This is a genomic window from Aquabacterium sp. A7-Y (genome assembly GCF_026153205.1).
In the GTDB taxonomy this organism is placed as follows: Bacteria; Pseudomonadota; Gammaproteobacteria; order Burkholderiales; family Burkholderiaceae_C; genus Caldimonas.
Map to the genome: position 1 here is coordinate 1 of NZ_JAPFBW010000007.1, position 26879 is coordinate 26879.

Consider the following 26879-nt stretch of genomic DNA (forward strand, 5'->3'; position numbering starts at 1 on the left):
CCGTGCTCAGCGCGGCGAGGTCGGCGTCTGCATCGAGACGACCTGGGCCGTGGTCAATGCGGCGACCTGGATCGCCGTGAGGGCGGCGGCCTGGGCAGTCGTCAGGGCCACCACCTGGCCGGTCGTCAGCGCGGCGATCTGCGCGGTCGTGAAGGCGGTGAGGTCGCCGGTGGCGAGCGCGGCAATGTTGGCCGTGGAGATCGCGCGCAGGTCGGCGGTCTCGATCGCGGCCAGCTGGGCGGTGCTCAGGGCGGTCAGCTGGGCACTGCTGAGGGCGGCCGCCTGCGTGGTGGTGAGGGCGCGGACGTCAGCGGTCTGCAGCGCGGCGACCTGGGTCGTGCTCAGCGCGGCGAGCTGGGCGGTCTTCAGGGCCGCCACCTGGCCGGTGGTGAGGGCCACCACCTGGGCGGTGCTCAGCGCGGCGATGTCGGCGGTCTCCATGGAGGCGACCTGCGCGGTGGTCAGCGCGGCGACCTGACCCGCGGTGAGCGCCGCGGTCTGCGCGGTGGTCAGGGCGACGACCTGCTGGGTGGTCAGCGCGGCGGCTTGCTGGGTGGTCAGCGCGGCGATGTCACCGGTGGCCAGCGAGGCGATGTTGGCGGTGCTGAGGGCGCGCAGGTCGGCGGTCTCGACCGCGACCAGCTGGGCGGTGGTCAGGGCGGCCACCTGGGCGCTGGTGAGGGCAGCGGCCTGGGCGGTGGTCAAGGCCTTGATATCGGCGGTCTCCACGGCCGCCACCTGCGTGGTGGTCAGCGCCGCGACCTGGTTGGTGCCGAGGGCTGCAACCTGGTGGGTACCCAGGGCGACGATCTGAGCCGTGCTCAGGGCCGCCACGTTCGCCGTCGACAGGACACTCAGGTCCACGGTCTCGAGGGCCACGATCTGAGCCGTCGTCAGCGCAGCGGCCTGGGCCGTCGACAAAAGTGCCCAATCGGCTGTGGTAAGGCTCTTGATGGAAGTGGTCGAAAGAGCCGCGATCTGGGCGGTCGACAGGGACGGGATCAACGAGGCCATGTGGCAATCCTCTGTTTCTGGGCAAACGCTTCTTGTGCGCTCCGGGGCTCTGGCCCTCGGCGGCACCAGCCGGTCGTCGGTTCGGCAGGCCCTTGCCTGCAGTCCCGAAGTCCGGCCCTCATTTGTTACTAACTGAAACCTTTACGGTATGAACGGCATATCGACGGGCAGTCGGCAAACTTGATCGGCGCGATCGCGGTTTTCCGGCGGCGGCCCTGCGGACCTCGAAGAAGCGTGCGAAACCACACGCTCCGCTTTTGCAGCTTGGTCCGCCCTCCGACAGCGGGCAGACAAGGGGCTGCAAGCGATCAGTGCGACCGCTCAACGACCGGTCTTAAGCCCGGGTGAGCCGCTTAGGGAAAAACCTGCGTGGGAGCTGATGGCAGCGGCCGAGTCGATGGCGCGAGCGCCGGCCGACCCTCAAGTGAGGGAGGCCCACGACGCAGTTAGTAGTGGCAGGGCAGGGGGCGCTTCGTTATCCTTCCGCGACTTTTCTCTACCGTGCCGCCCATGGACCCCCAGCTGCTGGAACCGATCTCCGACACCGCCCCCTGCGGCGACAACCTCGCCTTCTCCTCGGAGTTCGACGCCATCCAGGAGATGCGCCGCGAGGACGATCCCAGCCTGGACCAGGGGGAGTGGGTGACCACCTTGAAGGTGGCCGACTGGCGCGGCGTGGAAGCGCTGGCCGGCAAGCTGCTGGCCACCCGCACCAAGGACCTGCGCCTGGCGATGTGGTGGTGCGACGCGGCGGCGCGCAACCGGGGTTATGCGGGTCTCGCGGAGGGGCTGGAGTTGTGTGGCCGGCTGTGCGAGCGCTATTGGGCCGACCTGTACCCCGAGGGCGAGGACGGTGAGTGGGACCAGCGCATCGGCAACCTGGGCTGGCTGCTGCAGCGGGTGGTTTTCCTGGCGCCCATGCTGCCGGTGACCCAGGCCAAATCGGGCAGCTTCAGCCTGCGCGACCATGCGGCGGCCCGGGCCTTGCAGACGCAGATCGAGAAGTCGCCGCACGAGGCCGATCAGCTGTCCGAAGGCAAGGTGACGCTGGATGCCTTCCTGCGCGCCCAGCGCGAGACGCCGCAGGCGTGGCTGCTCGCTTGCGTGGCCTCCATCCGCGCGAGCGTGGCGGCGTTGGCCGAGCTGCAGCGGGTGGCGGACGAGCGCCTGGGCGACGAGGGCCCCAGCTTCGTTGCAGCCCGCGAGGCGCTGGCGTCCACCTTGCACGAGGTCGAGCGCATGGCGCGCGAATCGGGCGCGATGAGCAGCCCGAGCGGCACCGCCACCGCCGATGTGACTGCCGACTCCGGCAGTGCAGCCCAAGCGGCGGAAACGCCCTCCGGCCCGGCCACGATCGGCGGCCCGATCCGCAGCCGCGCCCAGGCGCTCAACCAGCTGCGCGAGGTGGCCGACTACTTCCGCCGCACCGAGCCGCACAGCCCGGTCGCCTACCTGGCCGACAAGGCAGCCCGCTGGGGCGAGATGCCGCTGCACCTGTGGCTCAAGACCGTGCTCAAGGACCAGGGCTCGCTCGCGCACCTCGAGGAGCTGCTGGGGCTCGAGGGTCAGGACCAGGAACGCTGACGTGTTCGGGGCGCGCAAGCGCCCCTGTGGGTGCTCCCCCCGCAAACCGGTGCCCCTCTGGCGACTGAGGCGGTGAACCTCGCCCTATCTTTCTCTGGGCGAGCGCGGCTTCTGCTCGCCCGGTGCGACGCCTCGGGCCGATCTTGGCGCCGCTTGATTTTCCCTTCCTTCCGTCCCTGGAGGTCCCCATGGCCGAGATCTATGGCACCGATGGCGATGATGTCCTGATCGACCGTTCCGGCAACAACCACTCCATCCTCAACGCCAACTGGTCGGGTGGCGACGACACGATGGCCGGGGGGGACGGCGACGATGACTACCGCGTCAACTCGGAGGGCGATCGTGTGATCGAGTCGGTCGACGGAGGGTATGACACGGTGTACTCGAGGTTGTCGTTCTACCGCCTCGGCGACACCGTCGAGAGCCTGACGCTGGACGATGCGGGTCGGGGCGCTGGCGCCGCCCAGGACGGCGTGGGCAATGCGCTCGACAACGCCATGGCCGGCACGCAGGGCGACAACCGGCTCGACGGTGTGGGCGGCGATGATGTCTTGGTCGGCCTGGGCGGCCGGGACCGCCTGGCGGGCGGTGAGGGCCAGGACTACCTCGACGGCGGCGACGGCAACGACCGGCTCGACGGAGGCTCTGGCGACGACGAGCTTGCGGGCAGCGCCGGCGAGGACGTGCTGCTCGGCGGGGCCGGCAACGACCTGCTGGACGGAGGCGGCGCCTGCGACGGGCGCGACCGCTTGTCGGGCGGTGCAGACCACGACATCTATGTGATCCGCGGCGACGAAACCATCGTGGAAGCGGCCGACGGCGGCGTCGACACGGCCTGGAGCTACGTGAGCACCACGCTGAACGAGCACGTCGAGCACCTGGTACTTCTTTACGGGGCTCCCTCGGCCGTCAAGGGCGGGGGCAATGCCGGCGACAACACCCTCAGCGGCAACGACCTGGACAACCGCTTGTTCGGGCAAGGCGGCAACGACACGCTGTACGGTGCGGAAGGCCGCGACCTGCTCGTCGGGGACCGCGGCAATGATGAACTGCGCGGAGGGCCGGGCGAGGACTTTCTGCGCGGAGGGGAAGGACAGGACCGCCTGGTGTTCGGCACGCCCGAGGCGGGCCGAGGCGATAGCGTGGCGGACTTCCGGCAGGGCGAAGACACGATGGTGCTGCTCGACGAGCTGGACGCGCTTTTGCCGGGCAAGGTCGCCAACGGCATCGCCGGCTTGTCCTTCGAGACGGGGCGCCTGTCCGGGGACTGCTTCTTCAAGGGGCGCGGTGTCACCGGCCAACAGGCGGGGAGCGCGGGCGGGATCTACGTCGACACACGCGACGGCACCGTCTGGTACAACCCGACCTCCTCTGAGATCGGCGACGAGCTGCGGCTCGCCCGGCTGTGCGACGAGGCCGCCGGCCGCCTCGATGCCGCCGACTTCGTCTACGGAGCCTTCTAGGCCGGCCCGTCGGCAGCCCTGCATCGGCCGGCAGCGCCGGTCTGCGGACGGCGGGCGATCGGGGCGAGAGGCTCGGTGTTTGCACTTCCCCCGAACCGGTACCCGGCGCACTTCTGACGCGGTGAACCGGCTCCTAATTCGTCTACGGCAGCTACTGACTCACGCGGAACTCGATGCGCCGATTGCGCGCCCGCCCGTCGGCACTCTGGTTGCTCGCGACCGGGCGATCCGGGCCGGCGCCGGAGATGCCGATGCGGGCCGAGTCGATGCCTTTGCCGCGCAGGTACTCGCGCACCGAGTCGGCGCGCGCGAGCGACAGCGCGATGTTGGCGTCGCGGGCGCCCAGCGCATCGGTGTGGCCGATGATCTCGATCTTGCGCGCGGCGACCTTCTTCAGCGCCGGCACCATCTCGTCAAGGATGCGCTGGCCCTCGGGCTTGATCACCGAGCTGCCGGCCTCGAACTCGATGATGCGGTTGGCGAGCGCGTCGTCCACCAGGTTCTGCTCGCTGGCCGCCACGCGCAGCGCGTTGCGGATGTTGTAGGTCGGGTTCAGGTGGGTCGCCATGTTGCTGGCGATCTGCTGGCGCTGCGCCTCGTTGGCCACCTCACCCTTGATGTCGATGCTGTTGCCCTGGATGGAGAGCTGCCCCCGGGTGACCTGCTTGAGGTCGGGGCTCAGCATCTTCTGCACGTAGTTGGACCAGTTGGGCGGCGCCACCACCGCGCCCACCGAGATCTGGTCGACCACACGGTCGGCGCCATACACCTCACGCAGCCGCGTCAGCACCTGGGCGCGGGTCGCTTCGTCGGGCACCGTGCCGCTCACGACCACCTGGTTGGGGGCCGCGGTGGCGCTGGTGATATGGGCCGGCGCGGAGTTGGCGGCGCCGTTGCCGGGGGCGGCTTGCTGCGCGGCGCAGGCCAGCGGCAGCAGGGCGGCGGCCAGCAGGGCGCGCACGGGCAGGGAAGGGAGTGCTTTCATACGCTTCATTCGCCGAGGAAGGCCTCGCGGTAGGTGTCCAGCGCCTGGCGCAGCGAGAGCTGCGGCTCGCGCAGGTAGCTCGACAGTTTTTTCACGCCGTAGTCTTCGTCGATGTAGTCCTCGACCCACTGGCTCTGGGTGAACTCGACGTTGTCGGTGGCGCAGGACTGCGGGTCCAGCACCGCGCGCAAGGTGCGCGGCGAGGCGCCGTTGAAGCCGATCACCAGGGCCGGGCGGCCGTCCACGCGGGTGACGAAAACGGCCAGCTCGAAATCCCCGCGCTTGAGGAAACGCGACACCAGCTCCAGCCACAGGGTGGCGACGAAGGGGCGGTAGAGCGGGTCGTTGACCAGCGGCAGCAGCAGGCCCTTGTCCAGCCGCACGCTGCCTTGTGCCAGCACCGGCTGCAGCAGCATGCCGAGCGCCAGCAGGGTCTGGCGCACCGAGATGCGCTGGCCGGCCTGCTCCAGCATCGCCTCCAGGCCGCCCAGGGTCTGGATCTCTAGGAAGTCGACGAAGTTGGCCTGGTAGGCGCGTGGCACCACCTCCAGATCGACACGGGTGTGGGCCAGTTGCTGCTGCACCTCGGCGACATCCTCGGCGCTGTGCGCCAGGCGGGTCGAGTTCTCGAAGCGGGTCCACAGCCGGGTCAGGGCGAGCGGGCTGCGCGCCATGAATTCCAGCGGCTCCTGCACCTCGAAGGAGCCGGCCGTGATGAAGGGGAAACGCCGGCCCGAGCTGTCCTGGCTGGGGATCATGTGACCGGCCAGCCCGACCTGCGTGCGCGAGCCGAGGAAGGCGAACTGCACCGGCGGGGCGGCGTCGTAGATCAGCTTCCAGCGCGGGTCGGTGGCCAGCAGCTCCATGGTCTGCGACAGCCAGTGGTCCAGGGTCTGGATCAGCGTGGTGCTGTTGGCACTGCGGATGAAGTCGCCTCTGGAGGGCACCTTGCCGAAATAGACCAGATTCACGGGAACGCTGGGCGAGTTCATTGGGCGCTCCCGGTGGCGGAGGAGGTGCTGGAGGCGGTGGTGGTCACCGCCGGCGTGCCGGCGGCAGCCGATTCGCCGGCGATCACGCGGGGCAGCACGGCGCCGCGCAAGCCCGCGGCCGACCCCTGGGCCGGTGTGGGCGCGGCATTGGCGGCCGGCGCGGCGCCCGGCGTGCTGATGATCTTCAGGTGCACGGCGACCGTCAGGTTGTTGGCGGTCCACTTCAGCTCGTGGCCGTTGGGCAGCCTGCGCCGCTGGGCGGAGTTGACCATCCTCTCCAGCCCGAAGCGGCCCGGGTGGTTGATGAACTCGATGGTCCTGCCGTCGAAGGTCTGGCCGGTGATGCGCACCCCCGGCGTGCCCTGGGGCCCGGGCCAGACGAAGTGAGTCCAGCTGGCCGTCGTGTTGCGGTAACGCATGACCTGGCCGTCGATCTCGACCGTGTACTCCATCAGTCCGGGCGCGGGCTGCGGCAGCAGCTGGAACACCGTCTGCTCGGCCGCGGGCGCAGCGGCGCCGCCCGAGCCGCCGCCGGAGCTCGCGCCCGACAGCGGCGCGACCCAGGCACCGAACTGGGTGGTGAACTCCGGCGCCAGCCGCACCCCCATGTCGGCCCAGGTGCGCGGCTTGAGGTCGTCGCCGGCACGGTGCACCAGCGGGCCCAGGGTCTTCTCCGAGAACTTGGCGATCGCACCTTCCGGGCCGAACACCTTGGCGATATCGGCCGGCGCGGCCTCGATCGAGGCGCTGCGGGTGAAGGGGTACTTGGGCGCCAGCGTCTTCTGGAAGAGTTCGTAGACCTCGGCGTTCCAGAGCCGGTTGATCTCGTTCTCGGCCGGGCGCACGACCACGCCGTAGGCCTGCATCAGCGGGCGCACCAGCAGCGGGCGCAGGGTCAGCTTGGCGGTGTCGCTCATGCCGACCAGCATCTGCTCGTCGACCAGGCGCAGCGCATCGGCCAGCTCCGAGCCGTTGTTCTCCAGCGTCTGCTTCATCAGCTCACGGCTGGCCGGGCCGGGGTCGCCCTGGGTTTTCATCTGGTTGAAGCGCGTGCGCACCTTGGACAGCGCGTCGAGGTAGCGGCGGATCAGCGGCGGCTGGTTCTCCGGCGGCAGCATCACGCGCGCCAGCCCGGCAAACTCCTTGCCGATCGGGCCCATCGGGACCGCCGCCCCCTGGCCCGGCTTGAGGTCGACGTTGACCTGCACGCCCGGCACCGACTGGCGCAGCACGGTCTGCTTGAACCAGTCGACAAAACCGCGTTGGCTCTGCTCGAGCTTGTGGTTGAGCAGCGAGGGGTTGTCCCAGGAGGTCTCGTCGTAGAGCGCCTGCATCAGGCGGCCGATGGGCGAGGTGGCCGGGTCGCCGAGGCGGTTCATGCGCCCCACCGCCTGGTCGAAGCTCGCGAACTCCTGCACGCTCACGCCCTGCATGAACTTCTGCCACTCGCGCACGTACTCGGTCTTGTACATGTGCACCAGGGCCTTCTGGATCTGCTCGGGGCTGCCTTCCAGGCTGAGGTCGTCGACCACGGTGGTCTTGAGCACCCAGTCGTCGCTCTGCAGTTCCTTGTAGGCGGCGTCCTTGATCGCGTTCTCGACGAACTCGTCCCAGGCGCGGCGGGTGAAGGCGCCCGAGATCGCGTAGCTGCCGGCGATGACGTCCTTGTCCAGCTCGCCGACCAGGTTGGCGACGGTGACGGGCGGGAACTGCGTCGAAGCCTTGGCCTTGATCTCGGAGTAGACCCGCTCGCGGGCCGGCATGCCTTTGATCACGCGGCGCAGGTTCTCACGCGTCTGGTCCAGCAGCGCGAGGTTGTTCTGCACCACCGGGAACTGCGCGTCGGCGAGCTGGGTGACCGTGAAGGAGATCAGGCTCTCGGCGCTGCGGATCATCTGCTCGCGTGGCATGGTGCCGCGGTTGGTCTCCAGCCAGCCGCGCCAGAAGCGGGTCAGCTGGTCGCTCAGGTGGCCCGGCTCGGCACGGCTGCGGTCGGCCAGCATCAGGTAGCTCTTGAGCGCGTTGTACGCATCGGTGACGTCGGTGGGCGAGGCGGCGCTGTAGTGGGTCGGCAAGGGCTGCGCGCGCACGACAGAGGCCTGCGCATTGGCGGCCGCCGCCGCGGCCTGCGGCGCGGAGCTGGCACCCGCCGAGGCGGGCGAGACCGGCTGCAGCTGGCCGGGGTTGGCGTTGACCTCGGCCAGGTAGCTTTCGATGCTGGTGGCCACGGGCTGCAGCAGCACCTCCTGGATGCCGGCGAAGTACTCGCGCTTGAGCTGTTCCTCGACCGCCTTGCCCTGGTAGAGGCCCAGGCTCAGCGACCAGGGCCGCCGCTCGCGATAGGACTGCAGCTGCACCAGACGGTCTCGCAGCACTTCGAGCGCCTCCAGTCGGGACTGCAGGTCAGTGCGATTGGCCTGCAGCTTGACGACCTGGTTCAGGTCGGCCTGCACGTTCTCGACCAGCTGGCGGTTGCCGGCATAGGACCAGGTCCAGGCCGCGAGCGCAACGCCCAGCGCCGCGACGCCGCCGAAAAAGGCCGCATAACGCCAGCGCAGCTTGTCGCGGCTGTTGTACTGCTTGACCAGGTTGCGGTCGGCGAACACGACCTTGGAGAACAGGTCCTTCAGGAAAAAGCCGGTCTGCGAATAGACCTCGGCCGTCGTGCCGGGCTGCAGCTGCAGCGCGAAACGCTGCGCCACCCGCTCGCTGGAACGGCTGGTCGAGGCACCCTGCTGCACCGCGCTGGTGAAGTAGAAGCCGCGGAAGATGGGCCGGAACTGGAAGGGGTTCTCTTCGAACAGCGTGGTCAGGAAGGTGCGCAGCACCGGCTTGAGCGAGGCGAATTCGAGCGGGAAGGTGAGCACCCCCGGCGGCAGCTTCTCGCCGCGGTGCAGCGACATGCGTGCCACCGAGGAAGCCTTCAGGCCTTCGTAGAGCTCCTCGAAATGACGCTCGAACTGGCCCACTGCGTCGAGCTTGCCGTCGGCGTCGTAGGGCAGGGTGGCGCCCCAGGCGCGGTCGCGCTCGCCGCGGTCGCGGTCCTCGAAAAACTCGGCGAAGCCGGCCACCAGGTCGGCCTTGGTGAAGACCACGTAGACCGGCGCGAACACCTCCAGCTGCTCGGTCAGCTCCTGCACACGTTGGCGCAGCTGCTTGGCGAGCTGGATCGAGAACTCCGGCTTGTTGCCGGCCAGCTCGGCGAGGCTGGCGGCGATCATGATGCCGTTGATCGGCGCCTTCGGACGATGCTTTTTCAGCAGGCTCAGGAAGCCGCGCCATTCCTCGCGGTCTTCCTCGTGCACCGAGTAGCGGCCGGCAGTGTCGAGCAGGATGCCTTCGTTGGTGAAAAACCAGTCGCAGTTGCGGGTGCCGCCGATGCCCTGGATGATGGCGCCGCTGTTGTCGGCGAAGGGGAAGTGCAGGCCCGACTTGGCGATCGCCGAGCTCTTGCCCGCGGCCGGGTTGCCGATCACGATGTACCAGGGCAGCTCGTAGAGCGCCGCGGTGCCCGAGGTCTGGCCGAGCTTGGAGGTCTTGATGGTCTTGACCGCTTCGAGCATGCGCTCGCGCAGCGCCTCGGTCTCGGCGCGCTGAGGCGCCGGGGTGGCCTTGACGGCCCGGTCGGCCTGCTCGGTGAGCGCCTGCTCCAGACCTGCGGCGGCCTTCTGCGCGCGGCGCCGGCGTACCCACCAGACGATGCCCCAGACGAGCAGGACGAGCACCAGGATCGCGCCGACCCAGACCAGGGCCAGCTGCAGTTCATTGGCGCCCAGCAGCAGGAAGGCCGCCAGGGCGAGGAGGCCGATCACGCCGAGCGTGCGGGGGCGAAGTAGAAAGTCCCAGAATCGTCGCATGGTCAGAACAGAGGAAATCGGTGGGGGTGCGGCTCAGGCCGGGGCGCCGGCAGCGGGGGCCGGCGGCGCGCCGGAAGTCAGCACGAAGGCCGCGCGGTCGTGCGCGTGCATCACGGTCATCACCAGCACCGGCCTGGCGTCGGCCTGCTGACGTGCGGCGCCCAGCACCAGGCAGGCGAGGGCACGGGCAACGCCCAGGTCGCCGCAGGCCAGGCCCAGGCGCACGGCCTGCTCCGCGGGATCGAGCTCGGGCAGCAACTGCAGCGCGGTATCGGCCACTTCGCCGCCGCGGCTGGCCCGCAGGTCGGCGTCGCTGACCAGAAAGCCGCAGGCGGCGGGCTCGATCGCGCTGCCGCGCAACGCAGCTTCGGCGGCCTGCTTCAAGACGGCGGCGTCGATGCGGCCCGCGGCGTCGGCCGGCTTGTCGCGCCGCACGATCGCGGCCCGGTGCAGCTGCGTCGCGGCCGGACCCGCCGAGGGCCAGTCAGCGGTCGCGAGCAGAACGCCAGCGGCCGCTTCGCCCGGCATGCAACCCTTGGCATTGCGGCTCGTGAAGAGCAGGCCCTGCTGCTGCAGCCGCTGCACCTGTCGCTCGTCGACCCAGGAGTCACAGGCCAGCACGGCCAGCAGGCCGGGCCGCTGCTCGCGGCCCCAGGCGGCCAGCTGTTGGTCGAGGTGGACGAACAAGGCCTCGGCGCTGGCGAGCGGATGCAGCTGCACCTGCAGCAGATCGCGCGGCAGCGCGCTGTTCTTGAGCAAGCGGTGCAGCCAGACGCGGGCCAGCATGCATTCATGCTCGCTCCATGCGGCCGGCACGCCCCACAGCAAGCTCAGCCCGGCCTGCAGCTGGCCGGCCTGGGTGGCTTCGGGCCGTTGCTCCCACTCGGTGGCGCACTGCTCGATCAGCTGGTCCAGCGGCGCGGCCAGCAAGGCCAGCGCGCGCACGAAGGCGGGCGTCGGCTCCAGGCCTTGCCACTGGGGCTGGCGCGCCGCCAGTGCGGGCAGCAGCTCCTGCAGCGCCTCGTCGATGGTCGCCGTGTCGAGCTCCGGCACGCGCCCGCTCTGGATCGGATAGCCGTTGTCGTCGCGCAGCTCGGGATCCAGCTGGGGCAGTGTGCTGCCCTCGGCCAGCACCTGCAGTGCGGCGGCCGCGTCGTTGCCTATCGCCAGATGCAGGGCCGAGGCCAGCACCACGGGCGGCTTCGGCGCTGCCGCCTCGGCGGCCGGCTGGGCGGTGGTGCCGCCGGCCGTGCTCGCTCCGGCAGCGCCGGCGGCGGAGCGGGCCGCCGGCATTGCGGCTGATGCAGCGACGGCCTTGCGCACCAGCAGCACCGCGGCAATGCCGAGTGCCGGAAGCAGCAGCAGGTAGACCAGGATGTCGGCGGTGCTGACGACACGCCGGGAGGCGCTCCAGTGCCAGATCATCGCCGCCCACAGCAGCACCGTGAAAACGGCCAGGCCGGCCGCCAGTTTGAAGCCCTTGCTCATGCGCGCGGTCAGATGCCGGTGCTGAGGCTCTGCCCGGCGATCAGGGTCGCGCCGCAGGCGGTCTTGTCGCCGTCGCGCGCGGCGGGCTGGCCGTCGATGAGCATGGTGGGGTCGCCGGTGGCGATGGTCGTGACGCGGCCGTGGCCCTTTTTCGGGCAGGTGACCTTGTCGCCCACACGCGCGATGCGCTTGCCGTGGGTATCGGTCATGCCGGAGGCCTCGATCACGGTGCCGCCATGGCTGGTGGTGTCCCCCAGGACGATGAAGGGTCGTGCCATCTCGCTCTCTCCCTGCGCACCATTTTTTTGAGTGCGCTGCAGTCTATCCATGTTCTCGAAACCCGTGTTACTGTCGTTTTCCAGGTTTCACACCTGCACGCCGCAATTCGACGTGCCCGTAGTCGCGCATCTTCCAGACGCCGCCCCAGGTCAGGCCCACCCGTGCGGCGACTTCGCCGTACAGCTGGTAGCCGCGCATCGCCCAGGGATCCCGTTCGCTGATGACCAGCCGGCCATCGCGATAGAAGGCGCAGTCGGCGGCGAGGCCATACTGGTGATAGCTCTTGAAGGCGCCCGCCTGGGTCACATGAGGACCCAGGGCCGCAAGCATCGCCTGCCGTTCGGGGCTGCGGTACCCCTCAAGCAGGGCCATCTCGTAGCCGTGTTCTTCCTTCATGATCTTGAAGACCAGCAGCAGGCGCTGGCGGAAGTCGGCATCCAGCGGGGCCCACTTGCGATCGGCGCTTGCGATCATCGGCAGCGCCTGCTGCACCTCGGCGGTCGTGAAGACCTCGGGCGGCAGCGGCGGCGGAGGCACCAGCTGCTCGCCATGCAGCAGCTGAGCCACCAGGGTTGCGGAGTCGTCGACGGTGTCGGCATAACCGCCCGGCTGGTGGTGGTCGCGCAGCAGGTAGACGACGGCCGGCGGCAGCAGCAGCAACGCCAGCGCGCCGGCGCACAAGGGCCAGCGCTGTTTCATCCACGACAGGCCGGCGCCGGTAGCCGCGGCGGCCTGCTGCGTGGTCTCTTCGCAGCCGCGTTGCCAGCGCCGCGCCGACTGGGACCACACCTCGCGCGTCTGGCCGGCCAGCGACATCAAGCGCGAGGCCACCCAGGCGCGCGGCTCAGGCAGGAAAACCAGCCCGAGCAGCCCGCAGGCGAGCACGAAATAAATCAGCAGTGCGGGAAGCATGGCCATGTAACCAAGGTTTTCCGCAATGTGCCCGCGGAGCGCGGATCGATAGAATCCCCAGCGCTTGCCAGGTTGGCATCCGGACCGGCCGGCATCGAGGGAGAGCGTGGCTTGAACCACAACACAACACCGCCCGATTTCGGGACATCGACCCGCCCGACCCTGATCGGCGGCGCGGACAGCGAGCCGAGCGACAGCGCGGCCAAAGGCCACACACCGGTCAAGATTCTTTCGAGCATAGACGGCAGTTCCGCGGCGGCACGCCCGCGGCGCACCTCCGGCCATGCCGGCTCACGCTGGCCCGCCGTGCTGGCGGTCGGCTCACTGGCCGTGATCGGCGCCTTGACGGTGGCATATCTCGATTTCGGTTCGTCCGAGCTCCCGCAGACCGTCGCGCGATACGAGCCGCCGGTCGTCGCGCCGGCTGTTCCCGCGGCCCGGCCGGCGGCGGCCTCCCAGGAGGCAGCTCCGGCCGTCGACGTGCCGACACCGCAGACGGCGAGCATCGAGAACGTCGCGGCCGCACCGGTGGCCGCGCCGGCCTCGCAGGCCGCCTCGGCCGATGCCTCGCTCGCCGACAAGGCCGCGCCCGCTGCACCGAAGGCATCGGCGGCCCCCGCCGCGCACACCGAGCGGGCCCGGATCGCGCTGGCGAAGCCGCGGGCCCCTGCGGGGGGCACCACCGCGGCACGCCCCGCGGCGTCGCGGCACAACGGCGAAGTCGCCTCGGCCTCGACGAACAAGGGGCCGGGCCGCGCAGGCGCCGCGTCCTCGCGCATCGACGCCGACATCGATCTGCTCGAAGCGATGGTGTCGCACATGGCGGGACGCCGCCAGGCGGCCGGCCGGGGCCAGGCCGTGGCCGCAGCGCCGGCCAGCGCTGCCGCGCTGCAGCGCGACGTGGTGCTGCAGCAGGAACCGCCGGTGCCCACCGGCGAGCTGGTGCGGCGCTGCATGACCTTGGGCTGGCTGGAATCGCAGCTGTGCCGGGCGCGCATCTGCTCGGGGCAGTGGGGCCAGGACGCGGCCTGCCCGACGGCGCAACGGGACACCGAGATGTTGCGCTGAGGCCTGCGCCGCAGTTGCATGCGGCGCCGCGCAGGGTGGGGTGGCCTTGCCCGGGTACTGCTGGGCTTCATCGTCGCGTTCCGTCGCCTCAGGGCAAGGTGATGGTCAGGTTCGCGGCCTTGGGCGGCAGCTTGATCAGGGCCTGGTAGGGGGCCAGGTCGCTCCGGGTGGCACGGTCCAGGGTCCAGCGCAGGCCGATGAAGGCCACCAGCCCCAGTAGCGCGAACACCGACCCGATCACCCACAGCGGCACCTCGTTTTTCAAGCTGTGGGCCACCTGGTCGGGCGGCGCCCAGTGCGGCGCGAAGCCGGCGCGCTGACCCTTAAGATGGGCGATCTCGTCGCCCAGGCGGGCCGTCAGGTAGTTGAGCTTCTCGGTGCCTTCGAGCAGGTACTTGCCCTGGAAGCCCAGCAGCAGGCACATGTGGAACACTTCCAATGTCTGCACCCGTGCCGCGCCCTGGCGGCGCAGCTCCTCGAGCCGCTCGAAGAAGTTCTCGCCGGCCAGCTGCTCGCCGAAAAACTGCAGCTGCAGCGGCTGGCGCTCCCAGGCCTCGCGCACCTTGAACTGAGACATCAGCACGGCCTCGTCGACCAGCGCGCAGAAGGCGTACTTGGCCAGGTAGACGTCCTCGCTGGGCGTCTTGAGCCGGTCGGCACCGCGCTCGAACTCCCTCAGGAAGTCCTTCAGACGTTCCCGAAAGGACTCGGCGTCGAGCGGCGCATGCTTGTTCTTCAGCAGGAACAGCATGTAGAAGCCGTCGTACATCAGGTCGAGCAAAGTGCGCGCTTCGATCGGCGCTCCGCCGGCGCGTGCCGGCGGTGCACTGCCATGAGCGAACAACGAGGGCGGCATGGTGGCGTTCGGGTTCATGTCTGCACCCCGCTGTCCGAGTACGTCCAGCGACCCTCCGAGAGGGTGGGGCCTTGCTTGGGGCGGCCCGGCGCGGCGGCCGTGTAAAGATGGGTTGACACGGAATGTCTCATGCGTTGACGGCGATCAGTTCAAGCTTGAGTTCGGACCAGCCCTGCGGCACATAGATGGAAATGGCCTGGGCCTGCATCATGCGTTCGTACAAGGCGCCACGCGCCTCGACCGCGAAGTAGTAGCTGCCGGGGCGGACGGGAATGGCGGCCGGCACCTGGGGCGCGTGCGTGACGCGCACGCCGGGCATCGCCGAGAGCACCAGCTTGTCGACGTCCTCCGGCGCGCCGAGCTTGAAGCGCAGCGGCACCGACTCCACCAGCTCGGCCGGCGGCATCGCGGCCGTGACGCCGAGGAACAGGCTGGTGGCCGGCGTGACCTGCTCCGAGTCCAGGCGACCGAGGTGGAAGGAGGGCTTGGTCTCGTTCAGTGCGATCGAGAAGTAGCGCGTCGAAATCACGGTCTCGAGCAACTCGCGGATGATGTGGTCAAGCCGCGCGAAGGCCGGGCCGGGATTGGCGTGGTCGTAGGCCGGCAGGTCCGCCAGCGTGAAGCCCTTCGAGAAGGTCAGCAGGGCGCCGGCCAGCTCCAGCAGGCCCTGGAACAGCCGCTCGGGGTGCAGCCCGGGGTGGCGCAGCAGGTGCGAGAGCGAGGCGAAGCTCGAACTGGCGGTGTGCAGCAGCCAGAACGAGGCCACGTCGCCGGAGCGGAACTCGATGATGTTCTTGGACGGCTCGCGGTGGAAGCCATAGAGCGCGTCGACCTTGGCCTGCAGCACGTCGAGCAGGCGGCGCAGCATCAGGTGCAGCGCCGGCGCCGACTGCACCGAGACGCAGGGCGGCACGAAGCGCCCGTCGGCCTCGAAGCCGCCGGTGGAGGTACGGCGCACGCGCAGCGCGGGCAGGCTCACCAGGTGGTCGCGCGGTTCGTGGTCGGCCAGCAGGCGGGCCGATTTTTTCAGCACCGCGACCTCGGCGTCGACCGCGTCGGTGTACCAGTCGGCGGCCGACTCGTTGCGCTGGAAATAGCGCACGCTGGTGTCGGGGGTCTGCTGGGGGCCGACGAAGTTGGCGCCCACGCTGCGCAAGGGCGCCATCGCGAGGTGGAAGACGACCTCGCTGCCGGCATTGCCCAGCGACTCGAGGGACACCGGCGGCGGCAGGTCGTCTTCGGCCGGCGCGCTGTAGAGCTCGCCGTCGGGGAAGACCACCTGCAGCTCGAGCAGGCGCAGCACGCCGGCCTGCAGCGCATCGTTGTCGAGCTTGAGGTGGCGCACCCCCCAGGCATAGGGATGCAGCACGCGGGCGAACTGGGCCAGCCGCCATTCGTGGTAGGCGTCCTGGCGCTGGAAGTGCTGAGGCCGCAGGAAGAGGCCTTCGCCCCACAGAAGCTTGGATGAATGGATCAAGTTGACTCTCTCGGTACGCAGGCTGTGGCCTCGCGTCTCAGGGGCAAAGGCCGGGGCCCATGGCGGCGACACTGGTCGCCGTGTTGACCGGGGCGCCGATCGAGACGCTCAGGCTGCAGGCATGGGCGCCCATCGTGATGCCGGTTTTCTGCGCGGCATCGGCCGCGAAGGCGTACTTCCAGCGCTGCGGTGCCGGAGCGCGGAACAGCGCCACCACGCCGATGTAGTTGGCCTCGCGCATGACCTTGTCCTGCACCTCATAGCGCTGGCCGGGAATGAGCTGCAGGTCGCGCACCTCGACGACGTCCTCGCCCAGGTGTTCCTTCTCGCGCGTGGGGTTGCCGAAGGCGTCGTAGGGCGTGTTCAGGAAGGCCTCGGCGCTCTTCAGCTTGTAGACCCGCGTGACCAGCGACAGCGAGCGGCCGTCGGGGTCCACATTGAGCGATTCGCTGGCCTGGATACGCAGGGCCACGCGGCGTGCGGGCAGGGCGCTCTCGGGCAGTTCCGGCACCTCGGGCACCGCGGGCTTCTTCAGGCCGGTGGCCTCCAGGGCCTTGTCCTTGAGCGAGCCGACCGCCTCCACGGCCTTGCCCGCCGTCTCGCATCCCGCCAGCGTCAGCAGGGCCGAGGCCAGCAGGCAGGACACGAGCACGCGGGTGCGTGAAGGACCCGCGTATGAGGGGTCCGTGCGTGATGACGGCATGAAGCGACCTTCCCGATGCACTTTTGTTCGTTCGCAAGAAGCGATTGGCGGCGCAGTGTAACGGCCGCTCCTGCCTGGCGCATCCCCTCCATTTGATGGGTTCCCGTGACACCGCGTAGCAACAGGAAATCGGTTGTAACACACCCAAAGAGGGGGGTGCGGGGTCCCTTCGAACTGCGTTCTAATCCGCAGCAATTCGGATGACATGTGCTGTGTTTCCATGTCCCGGCCAAGAGCAACATGTGTATAGGGTGGGGGTTCTCCTTGCTAGACCAGCAAAAACTCAGGCGTTTCGCAGTTACTACGCTTCTTTTGTCGGGTTTTCTCGGCGGCTGCAGTACCAGTCCCAAGGTCGAGAAGGCCCCGGTGGTCGATCTCAATCAAACGCTCGATGAAGCGGCGGCCGCGCAGCAGCGCGGCGACGTGGCCCGCTCGCTGACCTTGCTCAGCGATGCGGCGCGCGCCCACCCCGGCAGCAAGGAGCCCTGGCTGCGCACCGCCCAGGTCCAGTTCGACGCGATGAACTACGGCGCCGCCATCGTCGCGGCCCAGGAAGTGCTGACCCGCGACACCGCCGACCTGACCGCACGCAGCATCATCGCCGTCAGCGGCCTGCGTGCCTCGGCCGCCGCGCTGGCGCACCTGCGCCAGGTCAACTCCGTCAGCGGCTCGACCCGCGTCGAGGCTGAAGGCCTGGCCCGCACCATCCGCGAAGCGATCGGCGAGCCGGTGCTCGTGCCGCCGCCGGCGCGCGATGGCGCCAACACCACCTCAAACCGCAGGCGTGGGGTGCGCCCCCCGGTGGCCGCCGAGAGGGCCGAGCCGCCCGCACAGCCCCCCGCACAGCAGCAGCCACCCAGCACCGGAGGGCGCAACCCCTTCGGCGCCCTGCAATGACTTCGACCTGAAGGAAGACCAACATGGCCAAGAGAGAAAGTGTCCAGAAGCGGCTCGAGAAAGTCCGCCCGCCGCGCGTGCAGCTGACCTACGACGTCGAGATCGGCGATGCGATCGAGCAGAAGGAGATTCCTTTCGTCGTCGGCGTGATGGGCGACTTCACCGGTCAGCCCAATCCTGACAAGCCGCAGCCGCGTCTGAAGGACCGCAAGTTCGTCAACGTCGACCTCGACAACTTCGACGAAGTGATGTCGGGCCTGTCGCCCACCGCCAGCTACCGGGTCAAGAACCAGCTGAGCCCCGAGGGCGGCGAGTTCGCGGTCAACCTGGAGTTCAACAAGCTCGAAGACTTCCGCCCCGAGGCGGTGGTCGAGCAGGTCGAGCCGCTGCGCAAGCTGATGGAGGCGCGCACCAAGCTGGCCGACCTGCGCAACAAGCTGGCCGGCAACGAAAAGCTGGAAGACCTGCTGGGCGAGGTGTTGAGCAACACCGAGCGCCTGCAGCAGCTGGGCGCCGAAACCCAGCCGAAGGACAAGGAGTAAGCCATGAACGGGCAAGTTGCGGCGCAGGCATCGGCGCCCCAGGTGCTGGAAGGCGAAACCAGCCTGCTGGATCAGATCGTCGGCCAGAGCAAGGTCGCGCGTTCGGCCACCGAGCATGCGCGCGCCAAGGACATCATCGGCGAGTTGGTCAAGGAGGTGCTGCAGGGCACCGTGGTCGTGTCCGAGAACCTCTCGGCCACCATCGATGCGCGCGTCGCCGAGCTCGACGAGCTGATCTCCAAGCAGCTCAGCGAGGTGATGCACGCCGAGCCCTTCCAGAAGCTGGAGTCGTCCTGGCGCGGCCTGCACTACCTGTGCAAGCACACCTCGACCAACTCCATGATGAAGATCAAGGTGCTCAACGCCACCAAGAAGGATCTCGTCAAGGATTTCAACACCGCCATCGACTTCGACCAGAGCGCGCTGTTCAAGAAGGTCTACGAGGAAGAGTTCGGCACCTTCGGCGGCTCGCCCTTCGGCGCACTGATTGGCGACTACGACATCAGCCGCCAGCCCGAGGACATGTACTTCGTCGAGCAGATGTCGCACGTCGCGGCCGCGGCCCACGCGCCCTTCATCTCGGCGGCCTCGCCCGAGCTGTTCGGCCTCGACTCCTTCACCGACCTCGGCAAGCCGCGCGACCTGTCCAAGGTGTTCGACACGGTCGAGTACGCAAAGTGGAAGTCCTTCCGCGAATCGGAGGACTCGCGCTACGTCGGCCTGACCCTGCCGCGTTTTCTCGGCCGCCTGCCCTACAACCCCAAGGACGGCACGACGGTCGAAGGTTTCAACTTCGTCGAGGACGTGGACGGCAGCAACCACGGCAGCTACCTGTGGGTCAACACGGCCTACGCCATGGGCGCCCGCCTGACCTCCGCCTTCGAGAACTACGGCTGGTGCGCCGCGATCCGCGGCGTCGAGGGCGGTGGCCTGGTCGAAGACCTGCCCACCCACACCTTCAAGACCGACGACGGCGAAGTGGCGCTGAAGTGCCCCACCGAGATCTCGATCACCGACCGTCGCGAGAAGGAGTTGAGCGACCTGGGTTTCATCCCGCTGGTGCACTGCAAGAACACCGACTATGCAGCCTTTTTCGGCGCCCAGTCGACCCAGAAGCCCAAGAAGTACGACCTGGACTCCGCCAACGCCAACGCCTCGCTGTCGGCCCAGCTCCAGTACATGTTCGCGGTCTGCCGCATCGCCCACTACATGAAGGCGATGATGCGCGACAAGATCGGCAGCTTCGCGTCGGCCGCCAATGTCGAGGAGTTCCTCAATCGCTGGATCTCCCAATACGTCACCTCGGACGATTCCGCGTCTCAGGCGACCAAGGCTCAGCATCCTTTGCGCGACGCCTCCGTGCAGGTGTCCGAAGTACCGGGCCGTCCGGGTGTCTACCGGGCGGTTTCGTTCGTTCGTCCTCACTTCCAGTTGGACGAGCTTTCTGTGTCTTTGCGCCTGGTCGCTGAACTGCCGACCGGTAGCAAAGGCTAATTCCTAGTAACAGCAATAGCGGAGGCTTATAAACAATGGCAAAAGACATCTACGTCGACTTCAAGAGCAGCGACATCAAGGGCGACTCCCGTGACAAGGCGCACAAGGACACCGTCGAGGTGTACTCGTGGAGCCACCTGGTTCGCCAGCCGAAGTCCGCGACCTCCTCGACCTCCGGTGGTCACACCTCCGAGCGTTGCGAGCATGGCGAAATGGTGTTCACGAAAGACATCGACGGCGCGACGCCCAAGCTGCTGCAGGCTTGCTCGGCCGGCACCGTCATCAACGACGTCGTGATCTCCTTCTACCGCGCCCACGGCGGCAAGAACAACGTCGGCGACACCGCCGGCAACCAGCTGCGTCACCTGTACCTGCAGATCGAGCTGAAGAACGTCGTGGTGGCTTCTGTCGCTCCGACCGTCTCCAGCGAAGGCCTGCCCACCGAGACCTTCACCCTCAAGTACTCCTCGGTGCAGTGGATGTACGACGAGCTGAACGTCACTGGCGACAAGGGTGCCCGCCAGAAGATCAAGGGCGCCTGGAACCTGGCGACCAACACGCCCAGCTTCGGCTGATCGGCCCGCCTCTGAGGCAAGGAAGGCGGACTCGTCCGCCTTTTTTTTCGAGCCTCAGGTCTCTCGCCCTTTGCCTGCCCCCTTCCCGCTGCCCATGTCGCGCTACAACCCGAGCCTGTTCGAGAAGCTGCTGGACGACGAGCCCGAGATCCCCTCGGAGTACGCCATCGTGCAGATGTCCATCGAGCAGATGAAAGACAGCGTCGCCCGCGACGTGGAGGCATTGCTGAACACGCGCTGCGGCCTGCCCGACGAGGACTTGCAGCCCTACCCGAACGCCCGTTCCTCGATCCTGTCCTTCGGCATGATCGACTTCGCCGGCCTGAGCCTGGCCAACCCCAAGGACCGCGAGCACATCTGCCACTCCATCGAGACCGCCATCCGGGCCCACGAGCCACGCCTGCGCGATGCGCGCGTGTCGCTCGAGCTCAAGGGCGAGTCCGTGAACAAGCTTCACTTTTCCATCCATGCCCTGCTGGTCGTCGACCTGGCCCGTGAGCCGGTGAGCTTCGACGCCATGCTCCAACCCACCACTCAGCAGTACTCCGTCCGCCGGGCGCGCCGCGCGCCGGCGACGGCGTGAGAGGCCGACCATGGATGAATTGCTGCCCCATTTCGAGCGCGAGCTCGCTTTCCTGAGAAGTCACGCCAAGGACTTCGCCGCGCGTTATCCCAAGATCGCCGGCCGCTTGATGATGGCCGGCGACGTCTCGGAGGACCCGCATGTCGAGCGCCTGATCGAATCCTTCGCGCTGCTCGCAGCACGGGTGCACAAGCGCCTGGACGACGATTTCCCGCTTTTCACCGAGACGCTGCTGGAAGTGCTCTACCCGCACTACCTGCGGCCTTTCCCCTCCTGCTCGGTCGCACAGTTCAGCCTCGGCAGCAGCGCCGGGCAGATGAGCGCGGCCGGCCGCATCGAGCGCCACTCGGTGCTGACCACCCGCCCGGTGCGCGGGGTGGCCTGCAAGTTCCGCACCGCCTACGACGTCGAGCTGCTGCCGCTGCGCCTGTCGAGTGCCGGCTTCCGCATGGCCGTCGCCGCGCCCGAGGGCACCCGCGTGCCGCCGAAGGCGACCTCGATGCTTTCGCTGCAGTTCGAGCTGCTGTCGCCGCAGTACAGCTTCAATGCGCTGATCGGCAAGACCTTGCGCATCTACCTCGACGGCGAAGCCTCGCAGGTGAGTGTTTTGCGCGAAGCGCTGTGCACCCGCGTGGTCGGCATGCTGGTCCAGAGCACCGCGCACGGGCCCTGGAGCGGCCCTTACCGCGAGCCCATCGCGCTGGCCGGCTTCGACGACGAGCAGTCCTTGATCGACTTCGACGCCCGCTCCCACCAGGCCTACCGCCTGCTGACCGAGTACTTCGCCTTCCCCGAGAAGTTCAACTTCGTCGACCTGCCGCTGCCGGCCGCGCTCGGCACGGTGGGCGCAGCCCGCTCGATCACGCTGCACCTGATGCTCAGCGGCGTGCGCTCCGACAGCGACGAGGCGCGCCTGCTCGAGACCGTGGGCCCGCAGAACTTCCAGCTCGGCTGCACCCCGGTGGTCAACCTGTTCGAGCAGAACGCCGACCCCATCCGTGTCACCCACACCAGCGCCAGCTACCCCCTGCTGACCGACGGCCGCCGTGCCTATGCCTACGAGGTGTCGGCCGTGAAGAAGGTCTACCGGGTCAGCCAAACCCCGCAGGGTGAGTCGGTCGAGGAGTTCCGGCCTTTTTATTCATTGCGTCACGACGACCTTGGCCGTGAGCAGGGCGACAGTGGCCCGGGCGGCCGCTACTGGTACACCCACCGTGATGCGGTGGTCGCCGAGCACAGCCCGGGCTACGAGCTGGAGCTGTCCATCGTCGACGTCGACTTCAACCCGGCCGCGCCGCAGACCGACACGCTGTCGATCGAGGTCGTGGCGACCAACCGCGACCTGCCCACGCTCTTGTCCATCGGCAACGCCGGGGGCGACCTGTTCCTCGAAGGCGGCAGCCTGGCGCGCGAGATCCGCCTGCTGCGCAAGCCCACGCTGCCGCAGCGCTTCGAGCGGGGCAGGGGGGCTTTGTGGCGGCTGATCTCCCACCTCTCGCTCAACCACCTGTCATTGACGGGCGGCGGCCTGGATGCGCTGAAGGAGATGCTGCGCCTCTACGATCTGCCGCACAGCGCCGTGAACCAGCGCCAGATCGACGGCATCGTCGCGGTCGACTACCGGCCGGCCACGGCCTGGCTGCAAGGCAATCCCTTCGCCACCTTCGTGCGCGGTAGCGAGGTGCGCCTGACGGTCGACGAAGAGAGTTTCGTCGGCACCGGCCTGCGCCTGTTCGCCGCCTTGCTGGACCACTTTTTCGCCTTGTATGTGCACGCCAACAGCTTCACCCAGCTGACCGTGATCTCGGCGCGTACCCAGGAAGAGATCTTCAAATGCCCGCCCCGCAACGGCGACCTGCTACTGGTGTAGTCGATCGGCTGCTGGCCGATCCACACCGCTTCCAGTTTTTCCAGGCCGTCCGGCTGCTGGAGCGCTGGTTCGCCCAGCAACACCCGGAGTCGGCCTCGCACGCGATCGGCACGCGGCTGCAGTTCCGCAATTCGGTCTCGCTGTCCTTTCCCGCCAGCGAGATCGAGCAGCTGCAGGTGCTGCGTCGCGAGACCCAGGTGGCCGATGGCGCCGGCGACCCCGAACGGCGCGCCGGCGCGCCGGCCGTCGAGCGCATCGAGATCACGCCGGCCTTCATGGGCCTGCTGGGTGGCAGCGGCACCCTGCCGCTCTACTACACCGAGACATTGGCGCGGCGCGAGCTGTTCCAGAAGGACAAGGCCGCGCGCGCCTTCTTCGACATCTTTCATCACCGCGCGGTGGCCTTGTTCTACCAGGGCTGGAAAAAACACCGCCTGGCCCTGCAGTACGAAAACGACCGGCGCAACCGCTTCCTGCCGGCGGTGCTGGCCCTCGGCGGGCTGGGCCAGACCGCATTGCGCGACCGCCTGCGCGAGGACGGCGACGGCGTGCACGACGAGTCGCTGGCCTACTTCGCGGGCACCCTGCAGCAACGCCCCATGTCGGCGCGGCAGATCCGGCAGGTGCTGGCCGAGTACTTCCATGTGCCGGCCCAGGTCGAGCAGTTCATCGGGCGCTGGTACACGCTGCCGCCCGGCGCCACCACGCTGCTGGGCAGCGCCAACGGCGTGCTGGGGCAGAGCGCCGTGATGGGCGAGCGGGTCTGGCAGCGCGACCTTCGCCTGCGTATCGTGCTGGGTCCGCTCGACAGCCGCGCCTTCCAGCGCTTTTTGCCCGGCGCCGGCGGCGCGCGGGCGCTGCAGAAGCTGCTGACCTTGCTGACCGGCGTCTGCCTCGAATACGAGGTGCGCCTGACCCTGCGCAAGGAAGACGTCGCGGGCGTGACCCTCAGCAGCCGCGGCTTTGACGAGCGTCGTGGTGCCCAGGGGCGGCTGGGCTGGGACTCCTTCCTGCAGACCCGTCCGTCGGCCCGCGACCGCGACGACGTGGGCTACGAAATCCACGCCTCGGCCTGAGCGCGTCACCCGGCCAGCGCAGCAGCAGCGACACAGACACCGCATCCCAGACCTTCACAGGGCTACTTTTCACCCGAATCCTCCATGTCCACGCAACTCAAGACCCTGATCTCCAAGCTGAACCACACCACGCGACGCGCTGCCGAACGCGCCGCCAACCTGTGCCTGTCGCGCGGGCATTACGAGGTGGACCTGGAGCACCTCTTCCTGGCCCTGCTCGAAGACCCGCGTTCCGACTTCTCGTTGCTGTGCCGTCGCTTCGAGGTCTCGACCACGCAGCTGCAGAGCGACCTGGAGCGGGAGCTGTCGCAGTTCAAGACCGGCAACACGCGCACGCCGGTGTTCTCGGCCCACCTGCCGGTGCTGTTCGAGCACGCCTGGCTGATCGCCTCGCTGGAGTCGCACACGATGCGGGTGCGCAGCGGCCACCTGCTGCTGGCCCTGCTCACCGAACCGGGCCTGAGCCAACTCGCCCAGCGCGACTCGCGCCTGTTCGCCAAGTTCGCCCAGGACGAACTCAAGCACCGCCTGCCCGAGCTGACCACCGGCTCGGACGAGAGCGTGGAAGCCGCCGCGACCGCCAGCCCCGATGCGGCGGACGCTGCGGAAGCGGCCGAGCCCGTGCCGACCTCCGGCCCCGCCGGCAAGACGCCCGCGCTGGACCAGTTCACCACCAACCTGACCCAGCGCGCCCGCGACGGCAAGGTGGACCCGGTGATCGGCCGCGACACCGAGATCCGCCAGATGATCGACATCCTGATGCGGCGCCGCCAGAACAACCCCATCATCACCGGCGAGCCGGGGGTGGGCAAGACTGCGGTGGTCGAAGGCCTGGCGCTGCGCATCGCGCAGGACGATGTGCCGCCGCCGCTCAAGGGTGTGGCGCTGCACGTGCTGGACATGGGCCTGCTGCAGGCCGGCGCCTCGGTGAAAGGCGAGTTCGAGAGCCGCCTGAAAAACGTCATCGACGAGGTCAAGCGCAGCCCGCACCCCATCATCCTGTTCATCGACGAAGCCCACACGATGATCGGCGCCGGCGGCCAGGCCGGCCAGAACGACGCCGCCAACCTGCTCAAGCCGGCCCTGGCGCGCGGCGAGCTGCGCACCATCGCGGCGACCACCTGGGGCGAGTACAAGAAGTACTTCGAGAAGGACGCCGCGCTGGCGCGCCGCTTCCAGGTCGTCAAGGTCGACGAGCCCAGCGAGCCGGTGGCCGCGGCGATGCTGCGCGCGATGGGCCCGCTGATGGAAAAGCACTTCAACGTGCGCATCTTCGAAGAGGCCATCACCGAGGCGGTGCGCCTCTCGCACCGCTACATCAGCGGCCGCCAGCTGCCCGACAAGGCCATCAGCGTGCTCGACACCGCCTGCGCCAAGGTGGCGCTGGGACAGAGCTCGACGCCGGCGGCCATCGAGGACGCACGTCGCCAGCTGGAGCAGATGGCACTGGAGACGGCGGCTCTCGAACGCGAGGCCGCGGTGGGCACCGGCAATGCCGCGCGTCTCGAGGAGCTGCGTTGCCAGCGCGAGGCCGTCCAGGCCCAGCTGAGCGCCGACGAGGCGCGCTGGGAGCAGGAGAAGACGCTGGTGCGCGAGATCGTCGAGCTGCGCAGCCGACTGGAGCAGCAGGGCGCGTCGACTCCCGTCGCGACCGAGGGCGAGCCGGCCGGCGAGGCCAAGCCCGTGGTGGCCAAGCCGAAGAAAAAATCGACGGCCGCGAGCGCCGCCTCCAGCGTGCCGCCCGAGCTGCAGGCCAAGCTCGACCAGCTGGCCGCGCTGCAGGGCGAGAGCCCGCTGGTGCCCATGCAGGTCGACGCGCATGTCGTGGCCGAGATCGTGGCCGCCTGGACTGGCATTCCGCTGGGCAAGATGGTCAAGGACGAGATCAAGACCGTGCTGCGCCTGCAGCCCGCGCTCGAGGAGCGTGTGATCGGCCAGGACCACGCGCTGCACGCGGTGGCCCAGCGGGTGCGCACCGCGCGCGCGCAGCTGGAGGATCCGAACAAGCCCAAGGGCGTGTTCCTGTTCGTCGGGCCGAGCGGGGTCGGCAAGACCGAGACCGCGCTGGCGCTGGCCGACATCCTCTACGGCGGCGAGCGCAACATCATCACGATCAACATGAGCGAGTACCAGGAGGCCCATACCGTCTCCGCGCTCAAGGGCTCGCCCCCGGGTTATGTCGGCTACGGCGAGGGCGGGGTGCTGACCGAGGCGGTGCGCCGCAAGCCCTACAGCGTGGTGCTGCTCGACGAGGTCGAGAAGGCCCACCCCGACGTGCTGGAGCTGTTCTTCCAGGTGTTTGACAAGGGCGTGATGGACGATGCCGAAGGCCGCGAGATCGACTTCCGCAACACCATCATCATCCTGACCAGCAACATCGGCTCGTCGCAGATCATGCAGGCCTGCCTCAACAAGCCGGCCGAGGAGATCCCCGCCGCCGACGCGCTGGCCGAGGCGCTGCGGCCGGTGCTCTACAAGGCCTTCAAGCCGGCTTTCCTGGGGCGCATGAAGGTGGTGCCCTACTACCCGCTGTCGGACGAGATGCTGGAGCGCATCATCCGCCTCAAGCTCGACCGCGTGGCGCAGCGCGTGCAAGCCAACCACAAGGCGAAGTTCGAATACGACGACGCCCTGGTGGAGGCCGTGCTGGCGCGCTGCACCGAGGTGGACACCGGCGCCCGCAACGTCGACCACATTCTCAACGGCACCCTGCTGCCCGAGATCGCCGAGACCGTGCTGACGCGCATGGCCGAAGGCGCGGCGCTGGCCAAGATCAAGGTCGGCGCGGGCAAGGACGGGGGCTTCAAGTACAAGGTGGGCTGATCCCTTCAGGGCCGCTGGATTGCGTCACGTCCTTTCGCTGCTGAGCGCGGACGGCGGGCTGGCGCGTGATGCACTGGCGCGGCAGCCTGGCTCGCTGTCCTGGGCTGGCGGCAGGACAGCCGGACCTTCCAGGCGCTCGCCCTGCATCCGCTACCAGGAGAGCGATCCGGCCTTCGTGCAGCGGCTGCTGCGGGAGGAGGGCCTGTTTCAAGGGATTGCCCCTTGCCCCTGGCCGACCATCATGCCCGCCGACAGAGCCGCCTGACGCCCAAGGCGTCGTGCATCGCTCCGATATTCACAACAACACACCAGGGAGGTGTCGTCCATGTCCAACCCGTCCG

At 68.7% G+C, this 26879-nt stretch carries 21 protein-coding genes; 11 read left to right on the forward strand and 10 right to left on the reverse strand.

Features of this window, described 5'->3' with window-relative positions:
• Positions 1-6 precede the first annotated feature (6 nt).
• Positions 7-1014 (reverse strand): hypothetical protein, encoded by a 1008-nt coding sequence (locus tag OOT46_RS07480; RefSeq protein WP_265402971.1) that lies wholly within the window; start codon positions 1012-1014, stop codon positions 7-9.
• Positions 1015-1524: 510 nt separating this feature from the next.
• On the opposite strand from OOT46_RS07480, the gene tssA reads away from it, so the two are divergent.
• Complete coding sequence (tssA, locus tag OOT46_RS07485; RefSeq protein ID WP_265402972.1) at positions 1525-2598, forward strand: type VI secretion system protein TssA; 1074 nt, start codon at positions 1525-1527, stop codon at positions 2596-2598.
• Positions 2599-2786: 188 nt separating this feature from the next.
• Positions 2787-4061, forward strand: a complete 1275-nt coding sequence (locus OOT46_RS07490) for a calcium-binding protein (protein WP_265402973.1) — start codon at positions 2787-2789, stop codon at positions 4059-4061.
• Between the two features lie 151 nt (positions 4062-4212).
• Here the strand turns inward: OOT46_RS07490 and OOT46_RS07495 are convergent, their stop codons facing one another.
• The 6 genes from OOT46_RS07495 to OOT46_RS07520 form a co-directional block, all read right to left on the reverse strand.
• The gene (locus OOT46_RS07495; protein WP_416136163.1) at positions 4213-5055 is read right to left on the reverse strand and encodes an OmpA family protein; all 843 of its coding nucleotides are present in this window, start codon (positions 5053-5055) and stop codon (positions 4213-4215) included.
• Positions 5052-6038, reverse strand: a complete 987-nt coding sequence (gene tagF, locus OOT46_RS07500) for a type VI secretion system-associated protein TagF (RefSeq protein WP_265402975.1) — start codon at positions 6036-6038, stop codon at positions 5052-5054. Before tagF ends, OOT46_RS07495 begins: the two co-directional genes overlap by 4 nt.
• Entirely contained in the window at positions 6035-9895 is a 3861-nt protein-coding gene (gene tssM / locus OOT46_RS07505) for a type VI secretion system membrane subunit TssM (protein WP_265402976.1), read from the reverse strand. The genes tagF and tssM overlap by 4 nt, the downstream gene beginning before the upstream one ends.
• 33 nt (positions 9896-9928) lie before the next feature.
• Positions 9929-11383, reverse strand: coding sequence for a hypothetical protein (locus OOT46_RS07510; RefSeq protein ID WP_265402977.1), 1455 nt, complete (start codon positions 11381-11383; stop codon positions 9929-9931).
• 8 nt (positions 11384-11391) lie between these two features.
• Entirely contained in the window at positions 11392-11661 is a 270-nt protein-coding gene (locus tag OOT46_RS07515) for a PAAR domain-containing protein (protein ID WP_265402978.1), read from the reverse strand.
• Between the two features lie 67 nt (positions 11662-11728).
• Positions 11729-12574 (reverse strand): M15 family metallopeptidase, encoded by an 846-nt coding sequence (locus OOT46_RS07520; RefSeq protein ID WP_265403181.1) that lies wholly within the window; start codon positions 12572-12574, stop codon positions 11729-11731.
• A gap of 111 nt (positions 12575-12685) precedes the next feature.
• On the opposite strand from OOT46_RS07520, the gene OOT46_RS07525 reads away from it, so the two are divergent.
• Positions 12686-13642 (forward strand): hypothetical protein, encoded by a 957-nt coding sequence (locus OOT46_RS07525; protein WP_265402979.1) that lies wholly within the window; start codon positions 12686-12688, stop codon positions 13640-13642.
• Between the two features lie 88 nt (positions 13643-13730).
• Here the strand turns inward: OOT46_RS07525 and icmH are convergent, their stop codons facing one another.
• The 3 genes from icmH to tssJ form a co-directional block, all read right to left on the reverse strand.
• The gene (gene icmH, locus OOT46_RS07530; protein WP_265402980.1) at positions 13731-14516 is read right to left on the reverse strand and encodes a type IVB secretion system protein IcmH/DotU; all 786 of its coding nucleotides are present in this window, start codon (positions 14514-14516) and stop codon (positions 13731-13733) included.
• Positions 14517-14625: 109 nt separating this feature from the next.
• Positions 14626-15975 carry a type VI secretion system baseplate subunit TssK gene (tssK, locus tag OOT46_RS07535; RefSeq protein ID WP_265402981.1) on the reverse strand — a complete coding sequence of 450 codons (1350 nt, stop codon included), beginning with the start codon at positions 15973-15975 and terminating at the stop codon, positions 14626-14628.
• Positions 15976-16012: 37 nt separating this feature from the next.
• Positions 16013-16627, reverse strand: a complete 615-nt coding sequence (tssJ, locus tag OOT46_RS07540; RefSeq protein ID WP_265402982.1) for a type VI secretion system lipoprotein TssJ — start codon at positions 16625-16627, stop codon at positions 16013-16015.
• A 363-nt stretch (positions 16628-16990) separates the two neighbouring features.
• Here tssJ and OOT46_RS07545 point away from each other — a divergent pair, with 363 nt between their 5' ends.
• The 8 genes from OOT46_RS07545 (at position 16991) to tssH (ending at position 26538) form a co-directional block, all read left to right on the forward strand.
• On the forward strand, positions 16991-17575 hold the full coding sequence (locus OOT46_RS07545; protein WP_265402983.1) for a hypothetical protein: 585 nt from the start codon (positions 16991-16993) through the stop codon (positions 17573-17575).
• A gap of 23 nt (positions 17576-17598) precedes the next feature.
• Positions 17599-18117, forward strand: a complete 519-nt coding sequence (tssB, locus tag OOT46_RS07550; RefSeq protein WP_265402984.1) for a type VI secretion system contractile sheath small subunit — start codon at positions 17599-17601, stop codon at positions 18115-18117.
• A 3-nt stretch (positions 18118-18120) separates the two neighbouring features.
• Complete coding sequence (gene tssC / locus OOT46_RS07555) at positions 18121-19611, forward strand: type VI secretion system contractile sheath large subunit (RefSeq protein WP_265402985.1); 1491 nt, start codon at positions 18121-18123, stop codon at positions 19609-19611.
• 35 nt (positions 19612-19646) lie between these two features.
• Positions 19647-20186, forward strand: a complete 540-nt coding sequence (locus OOT46_RS07560; protein ID WP_265402986.1) for an Hcp family type VI secretion system effector — start codon at positions 19647-19649, stop codon at positions 20184-20186.
• 94 nt (positions 20187-20280) lie between these two features.
• The gene (gene tssE / locus OOT46_RS07565; protein ID WP_265402987.1) at positions 20281-20769 is read left to right on the forward strand and encodes a type VI secretion system baseplate subunit TssE; all 489 of its coding nucleotides are present in this window, start codon (positions 20281-20283) and stop codon (positions 20767-20769) included.
• A 10-nt stretch (positions 20770-20779) separates the two neighbouring features.
• Positions 20780-22639, forward strand: a complete 1860-nt coding sequence (gene tssF / locus OOT46_RS07570) for a type VI secretion system baseplate subunit TssF (protein WP_265402988.1) — start codon at positions 20780-20782, stop codon at positions 22637-22639.
• On the forward strand, positions 22603-23715 hold the full coding sequence (tssG, locus tag OOT46_RS07575) for a type VI secretion system baseplate subunit TssG (protein WP_265402989.1): 1113 nt from the start codon (positions 22603-22605) through the stop codon (positions 23713-23715). Before tssF ends, tssG begins: the two co-directional genes overlap by 37 nt.
• A gap of 84 nt (positions 23716-23799) precedes the next feature.
• Positions 23800-26538: a type VI secretion system ATPase TssH gene (gene tssH, locus OOT46_RS07580; RefSeq protein WP_265402990.1), complete on the forward strand. Its 2739-nt coding sequence runs from the start codon at positions 23800-23802 to the stop codon at positions 26536-26538.
• Positions 26539-26879: the final 341 nt, after the last annotated feature.

Excerpts from the sequence above, each read along its gene's own strand:
- OOT46_RS07480 (WP_265402971.1), bottom strand. The coding sequence starts at position 1,014 with ATGGCCTCGTTGATCCCGTCCCTGTCGACCGCCCAGATCGCGGCTCTT.
- tssA (WP_265402972.1), top strand. The coding sequence starts at position 1,525 with ATGGACCCCCAGCTGCTGGAACCGATCTCCGACACCGCCCCCTGCGGC.
- OOT46_RS07490 (WP_265402973.1), top strand. The coding sequence starts at position 2,787 with ATGGCCGAGATCTATGGCACCGATGGCGATGATGTCCTGATCGACCGT.
- OOT46_RS07495 (WP_416136163.1), bottom strand. The coding sequence starts at position 5,055 with ATGAAGCGTATGAAAGCACTCCCTTCCCTGCCCGTGCGCGCCCTGCTG.
- tagF (WP_265402975.1), bottom strand. The coding sequence starts at position 6,038 with ATGAACTCGCCCAGCGTTCCCGTGAATCTGGTCTATTTCGGCAAGGTG.
- tssM (WP_265402976.1), bottom strand. The coding sequence starts at position 9,895 with ATGCGACGATTCTGGGACTTTCTACTTCGCCCCCGCACGCTCGGCGTG.
- OOT46_RS07510 (WP_265402977.1), bottom strand. The coding sequence starts at position 11,383 with ATGAGCAAGGGCTTCAAACTGGCGGCCGGCCTGGCCGTTTTCACGGTG.
- OOT46_RS07515 (WP_265402978.1), bottom strand. The coding sequence starts at position 11,661 with ATGGCACGACCCTTCATCGTCCTGGGGGACACCACCAGCCATGGCGGC.
- OOT46_RS07520 (WP_265403181.1), bottom strand. The coding sequence starts at position 12,574 with ATGCTTCCCGCACTGCTGATTTATTTCGTGCTCGCCTGCGGGCTGCTC.
- icmH (WP_265402980.1), bottom strand. The coding sequence starts at position 14,516 with ATGAACCCGAACGCCACCATGCCGCCCTCGTTGTTCGCTCATGGCAGT.
- tssB (WP_265402984.1), top strand. The coding sequence starts at position 17,599 with ATGGCCAAGAGAGAAAGTGTCCAGAAGCGGCTCGAGAAAGTCCGCCCG.
- tssC (WP_265402985.1), top strand. The coding sequence starts at position 18,121 with ATGAACGGGCAAGTTGCGGCGCAGGCATCGGCGCCCCAGGTGCTGGAA.
- OOT46_RS07560 (WP_265402986.1), top strand. The coding sequence starts at position 19,647 with ATGGCAAAAGACATCTACGTCGACTTCAAGAGCAGCGACATCAAGGGC.
- tssE (WP_265402987.1), top strand. The coding sequence starts at position 20,281 with ATGTCGCGCTACAACCCGAGCCTGTTCGAGAAGCTGCTGGACGACGAG.
- tssF (WP_265402988.1), top strand. The coding sequence starts at position 20,780 with ATGGATGAATTGCTGCCCCATTTCGAGCGCGAGCTCGCTTTCCTGAGA.
- tssG (WP_265402989.1), top strand. The coding sequence starts at position 22,603 with ATGCCCGCCCCGCAACGGCGACCTGCTACTGGTGTAGTCGATCGGCTG.
- tssH (WP_265402990.1), top strand. The coding sequence starts at position 23,800 with ATGTCCACGCAACTCAAGACCCTGATCTCCAAGCTGAACCACACCACG.